Here is a 5,547-nt window from a genome sequence, read left to right as displayed (position 1 = left end):
CGCAAACGAGTCGCACCACCCCACACCCTACACCCCACACCCTGTTTTTTGTAATTTTTATTAGCGCTATCAGCCATTTTGTGTCAAGTCATGTTGACTATTTGTAACGAAATTGTTATATTAATTTACATAAAGAAACAAAAAAGAGAAAAAACTATGTACACCACTGTTAATGAAAATGGCGTTCTCAATAATTACGCAACTGAACCACAGGTATACTGCGCTGAGTACCCGGCAATTTGGGAACAACGTAACTACGTTATACAAGGTGCAATTGCAACTATGTTTGTTACCGCTTTAGTTTTGGTTGCTTTTGTGGTTAGCTAAGATTTTTGCCCTTTCGGTTACGGTATCTCCCATCGACAAAAAGAGCTTTTTCCCCTCACCTCGGTATTTAACGCCGGGGTTTTTATCGTTCATATCAAAGGGCGGCGCTGCACGGAATGATGAAGCCTAGCCACAGGCGGAGATTTGCTTGCTCGAAAAGTGATAAGGCAAGCGATGCCTATGGCGGCAAGTTACGCATTTTACAGCCAGCAGATGGTAAATTCGACTTGTGACTAGACTTTGAACTATTTAGTTATTCATCATGAGCTTCAAAACAGTAGTTTTCTATGGTTCCTATAGGAGCGATCGCCAGGGCATCAAAGCTGCCAGATTCATGATTAATCAGCTTAAGCAAAGAAACCATGAGGTGATTTTTGTGGATGCAAAGGAGTATGACTTTGGCATCTTAGACAGGATGTATAAGGAGTATGATAAAGGCCAGGCTCCTGCAAAGATGGAAGAACTGGCAGAGCATATCCGAACAGCAGACGGTTTTGTAGTTGTTGCAGGAGAATATAACCATTCCATTCAGCCAGGATTGAGCAACCTGATGGATCACTATTTAGAAGAGTACTTTTTCCGTCCGGCTGGTATTGTTTCCTACTCAGTTAGTAGCTTTGGAGGAGTGCGGGCAGCCATACAGTTACGCGCTTTTCTGTCAGAGATGGGAATGCCTACTATTTCAAGCATTTTTGCTATTTCCAAAATAGGGGACTCTTTAGATGAAACAGGTACTCCACGGGAAGCGGCTTTGACCAAGAGAGTTGGTCAATTTTTAGATGAATTAGAGTGGTACGAAGAAGCACTACAACGACAAAGAAAAGAAAAAGGAACCCCGTTCTAATCAAGTGAGAATAAGTATTGAGCGACAATTATCAGCAATGATTGCAAACATTCTCGCCCTTTACGGTTCTTGTCAGCTTTTGGCGATCGTATAGTGCAATACGCTTGGGTTAAAGCTAAAAACTAAAACTGGCGTAGGTTGGTTTGAGAAACATAGACCCGAAGGGGCTTCCCGCAGGTTAACCCAACAAAGCCTTGGAAATGTTGGGTTGCGCTTTGCTTAACTGCTCGACCCAAAGTAAAACTGCTCAAAAAATTAATCACTAGTTAATACTGAGGCGAGAAGGTCAGGACGAGACAGATGTGGGCAATGTCCAGAAGGTAGCTCAATGGCATCGACTCCTAAGCGCTTGCGTGCAGCGTAGCGTGACCATGTAGGAGATATTATGCGATCGTTGGTACAAACAATATATTTACGTTCAACATGCGGCAAAGCTTTTAGAAGATTCGTTTCAAACATATATGCCATAGATTGTTGCGAACGACTTTTTGAGATTGCCCACTGTGCTACATCCGGTTGACAATCATGAAAGAAAAACTCCCTTAATACTGCTTCGTCTGAATAATCTTTGCCTACGGAAGCGGGTTCATACATATCAGGCTCATCGTAGAACTGTTCGAGTTTACTTGGGTCTTTGGGCTGATAATTGAATGATTTGAGCGTATCAGAATCAAGACGATGAGCAAATTGATCGAGTGTACAGATTCCAGGATACGGGATCAGTGCCGCCACAAATACTAGTTGACGGACTTTTACCGCTTCTGTAACCAGGGGAATTATAGTACCAGCCATTGAGTGACCGACTAACACAATATCATCAGTTTTTGGCAGCGCTTGAATTACTGCATCTGCAAGTTGGGACAAAGTAGCAGATGCATTTTCAATTGGCAAATCCATTGCTACAGTTTTGTGACCCTGTGCTTCTAAATAGGGAATTAGTAAATCCCAACACCAGGTGGCTTGGAAGGCACCATGAACTAGACAATATAGACTCATATCAATTGAATAGTGGTAAGGTAGACTAGTTTTTTAACTTCTCTTATTTTTAGGAAATTTTTAACCTTGATCGGGTAAGTTACATCAGCACCTGCTATAGCAATTCTAAATCATTAGGGAAAAAAATTTATTGCCTATTGCCTGCCTCCACGACTAATCTCACAACTCAAATAGGATTGCTATATATATTCAAACAGCAGTTAGAACAGGCTGAAAAGGTTGCAATAAAATACCCAAAATTTTATCAACTTCTTTAATATAGTACTCAGTCGAATCTATATAAACAGTTCTTCCTTCTAAAAATAAAAACTTCCAGTTAGTTCCACTAGTAACCGAGCCGTAAATTCGCCCAACTTCATTGCCTTGGTTGAGATTGAATAGTTGTGCTGCAATCATTGCCGCTACACATTGACCCAAACCGCCGATAATATCTTCTTTTTTCGCTTCAAAAATAAACATGACCGGAGCAGAGATAAATAATTGCTCCTGAGAATTACTGATGATGTAATCGCAAAAGCCTTGCAAGCCTTGAGTTGCATCAACATTAAATTCATTTCCAGAGAACAGCGAGATTTTATTATTTAATAATCGTCTGACCTCTGCCAGGATTGGTGCAATTAAAAACTCTGACCTTGCTTTTTCGGTTGAAATTGCAGTTGCTAAAGGAATGTAATCTATTAAAATTGTTCTGAGAGTTTCTGATGGTGTAACAGGTTTTGTATCAACAAATAAATTCCGAGTTTCATCGAGTGTTAAATCAAAACTCTTTTTCACCTTGGCGAGACTAAAATCGCTGTATGCCATCCTTCCACCTTGTGATTATCTAGCAGTTCTCAGTTGGATGCAACACCTCTGACCTCTCTCTTCTTAGGAGAAAGGCTTTGAATCTTACTCCCCTTCCCTTGCTCTTAAGGGGCTGGGGGTTAGGTCTGTCTTACCTTGATTCGCCAACTCTTTCGCTTTCGCCTGGGAATCAAACTTTAATTTATTATCCCACTGCTGTGCTTTGTTGAACTTTTCAATAGCGCCATTAATATCATCATTTCGCGCTAACTTCTCACCTTGGATAACTAACGCTGTTGCCCCTTGCGCCAAACGAGATGGAGTTTGGCATGTTTGCAACTCTTCTAACACTTCTGGATGGGCTATGAGGTAATTATTTAGCAACTTGCAACCACTAAGTAATAAATTATCGAAATCTAAATCCCATAAAATTATTGTTTTGTCACTACTAGCAGAAGCTAACTGTTGTCCATTAGGGCTGTAGGCGACGCTATAGACCTCACTGCTATGACCAGTGAGGGATTTGAGGAGTTGACCACTGCTGACATCCCAAATTTTGATGGTTTTGTCAGCACTAGCAGAAACTAACTGTTGTCCATTGGGGCTGTAGGCGACGCTATTGACGTAACTGCTATGACCAGTTAGGGATTTGAGGAGTTGACCACTGCTGACATCCCAGATTTTGATAGTCTTGTCAAGGCTAGCAGAAGCTAACTGTTGTCCATTGGGGCTGTAGGCAATGCTTATAACTGTATTGCTATGACCAGTCAGGGATTTGAAGAGTTCGCCGCTGCTAACATCCCAGATTTTGATAGTCTTGTCAAGACTAGCGGAAGCTAACTGTTGTCCATTGGGGCTGTAGGCGACGCTCATGATCCTATTGCTATGACCAGTCAGGGATTTGAGGAGTTCGCCGCTGCTGACATCCCAGATTTTGATAGTCTTGTCAAGGCTAGCAGAAGCTAACTGTTGTCCATTGGGGCTATAAGCGACGCTAAAGACCTCTTTGCTATGACCAGCCAGGGATTTGAGGAGTTTACCACTGCTGACATCCCAGATTTTGATAGTCTTGTCATTACTAGCAGAAGCTAACTGTTGTCCATTGGGGCTGTAGGCTACGCTTATAACTGTATTGCTATGACCAATCAGGGTTTTGAGGAGTTTACTACTACTGATATCCCAGATTTTGATGGTGCTGTCCTCACTAGCAGAAGCTAACTGTTGTGCATTGGGGCTGTAGGCGACGCTTATGACCCCACTACTATGACCAGTCAGTGGTTTTAGAAGTTTGCTACTGCTCATATCCCAAATTTTGATGGTGTCGTCAAGACTAGCAGAAGCTAACTGTTGTGCATTAGGGCTGTAGGCAACACTTCTGACCCCATAGCTATGACCAGTCAGTGTTTTGAGGAGTTGACCACTGCTGACATCCCAAATTTTGATGGTGTTGTCAAGACTAGCAGAAGCTAACTGTTGTCCATTGGGGCTGTATGCAATGCTAAAGACCTCTTTGCTATGACCAGTCAGAAATTTGAGGAGTTTGCCACTGCTGATATCCCAGATTTTGATGGTCTTGTCAGGACTAGTAGAAGCTAAATGTTGTCCATTGAGGCTGTAGGCGACACTATTGACATTATCGCTATGACCAGTCAGGGTTTTGAGGAATTGACCACTGTTGACATCCCAGATTTTGATGGTCTTGTCACCACTAGCGGAAGCTAACTGTTGTCCATTGGGACTGTAAGCAACGCTATTGACCTCACTGCTATGACTAGTCAGGGTTTTGAGGAGTTTGGCACTGCTGACATCCCAGATTTTGATGGTGTTATCAACACTAGCAGAAGCTAACTGTTGTCCATTGGGACTGTAAGCAACGCTATTGACCTCACTGCTATGACCAGTGAGAGTTTTGAGGATTTTGGCACTGCTGACATCCCAGATTTTGATTGTGTTATCACCACTAGCAGAAGCTAACTGTTGTCCATTGGGGCTGTAAGCAATGCTATTGACCTCTCTGCTATGACCAGTAAGGGATTTGAGGAGTTGACCACTACTGACATCCCAGATTTTGATAGTCTTGTCAAGACTAGCAGAAGCTAACTGTTGTCCATTGGGGCTGTAGGCGACGCTACTGACCCCATTGCTATGACCTTCTAAAGTATTCACCTCGATCGCACGATTTTCTTTCGCCTCATTTGGCTTTAAGTAAACCGCTTGCTGTAAAGTTACCACAGTTAGCATTGAGATATCGCTTCTGTTATGTGCCCAAAGTGTATGCTTGAGTTTGCTGCCTGCCTTTAAGGCTGCTATTAAAGCATCTGGATGTTGTCCAGAGACAGCAAAGGCTTCAGAAGAATTATTGATGGCGTTAATTTGACTAACATTTGCCTCTACTGCCCACTGGAATGTTGCTGCTGCTAAAACAGCAAATCCTAAACCTGCTGTTATCGAACCAAAAAGGGCGCGTTTGAAAACACGATTAAGTTTTACTTCACTTTGTTTTCTTTGTTCTCGTTCTTTTTCCAGTTCCGCTATCACCTGTTTTAACTTCGGTTCCTGTTGCTGGCGGATAAAGGCGGCGATGTAGTCATGTACCA

5 protein-coding genes are annotated in these 5,547 nt (G+C 42.5%); 2 read left to right on the top strand and 3 right to left on the bottom strand.

Going from position 1 to position 5,547, the window contains the following annotated elements:
• Positions 1 to 156 precede the first annotated feature (156 nt).
• Positions 157 to 327: a photosystem II assembly protein Psb34 gene (gene psb34 / locus VB740_RS16945; protein ID WP_323201131.1), complete on the top strand. Its 171-nt coding sequence runs from the start codon at positions 157 to 159 to the stop codon at positions 325 to 327.
• A gap of 262 nt (positions 328 to 589) precedes the next feature.
• A complete protein-coding gene (locus VB740_RS16940) occupies positions 590 to 1,171 on the top strand; it encodes an NAD(P)H-dependent oxidoreductase (RefSeq protein WP_323201130.1) in 582 nt (193 codons plus the stop codon).
• Positions 1,172 to 1,426: 255 nt separating this feature from the next.
• Here VB740_RS16940 and VB740_RS16935 read toward each other — a convergent pair whose 3' ends face one another.
• The 3 genes from VB740_RS16935 to VB740_RS16925 form a co-directional block, all read right to left on the bottom strand.
• Positions 1,427 to 2,167 carry an alpha/beta hydrolase gene (locus VB740_RS16935; RefSeq protein ID WP_323201129.1) on the bottom strand — a complete coding sequence of 247 codons (741 nt, stop codon included), beginning with the start codon at positions 2,165 to 2,167 and terminating at the stop codon, positions 1,427 to 1,429.
• A 189-nt stretch (positions 2,168 to 2,356) separates the two neighbouring features.
• Positions 2,357 to 2,971 carry a hypothetical protein gene (locus VB740_RS16930; RefSeq protein ID WP_323201128.1) on the bottom strand — a complete coding sequence of 205 codons (615 nt, stop codon included), beginning with the start codon at positions 2,969 to 2,971 and terminating at the stop codon, positions 2,357 to 2,359.
• A gap of 84 nt (positions 2,972 to 3,055) precedes the next feature.
• Positions 3,056 to 5,547, bottom strand: a 2,492-nt coding sequence (locus VB740_RS16925; RefSeq protein ID WP_323201127.1) for a WD40 repeat domain-containing protein, incomplete at its 5' end; no start/stop codon positions are given.

It is taken from the genome of Nostoc sp. UHCC 0251, assembly GCF_034932245.1.
Classification (GTDB): Bacteria; Cyanobacteriota; Cyanobacteriia; order Cyanobacteriales; family Nostocaceae; genus Nostoc.
The sequence above is the reverse complement of the archived record's forward strand: the minus strand, read 5'-3'. Positions and strand labels throughout refer to the sequence as shown.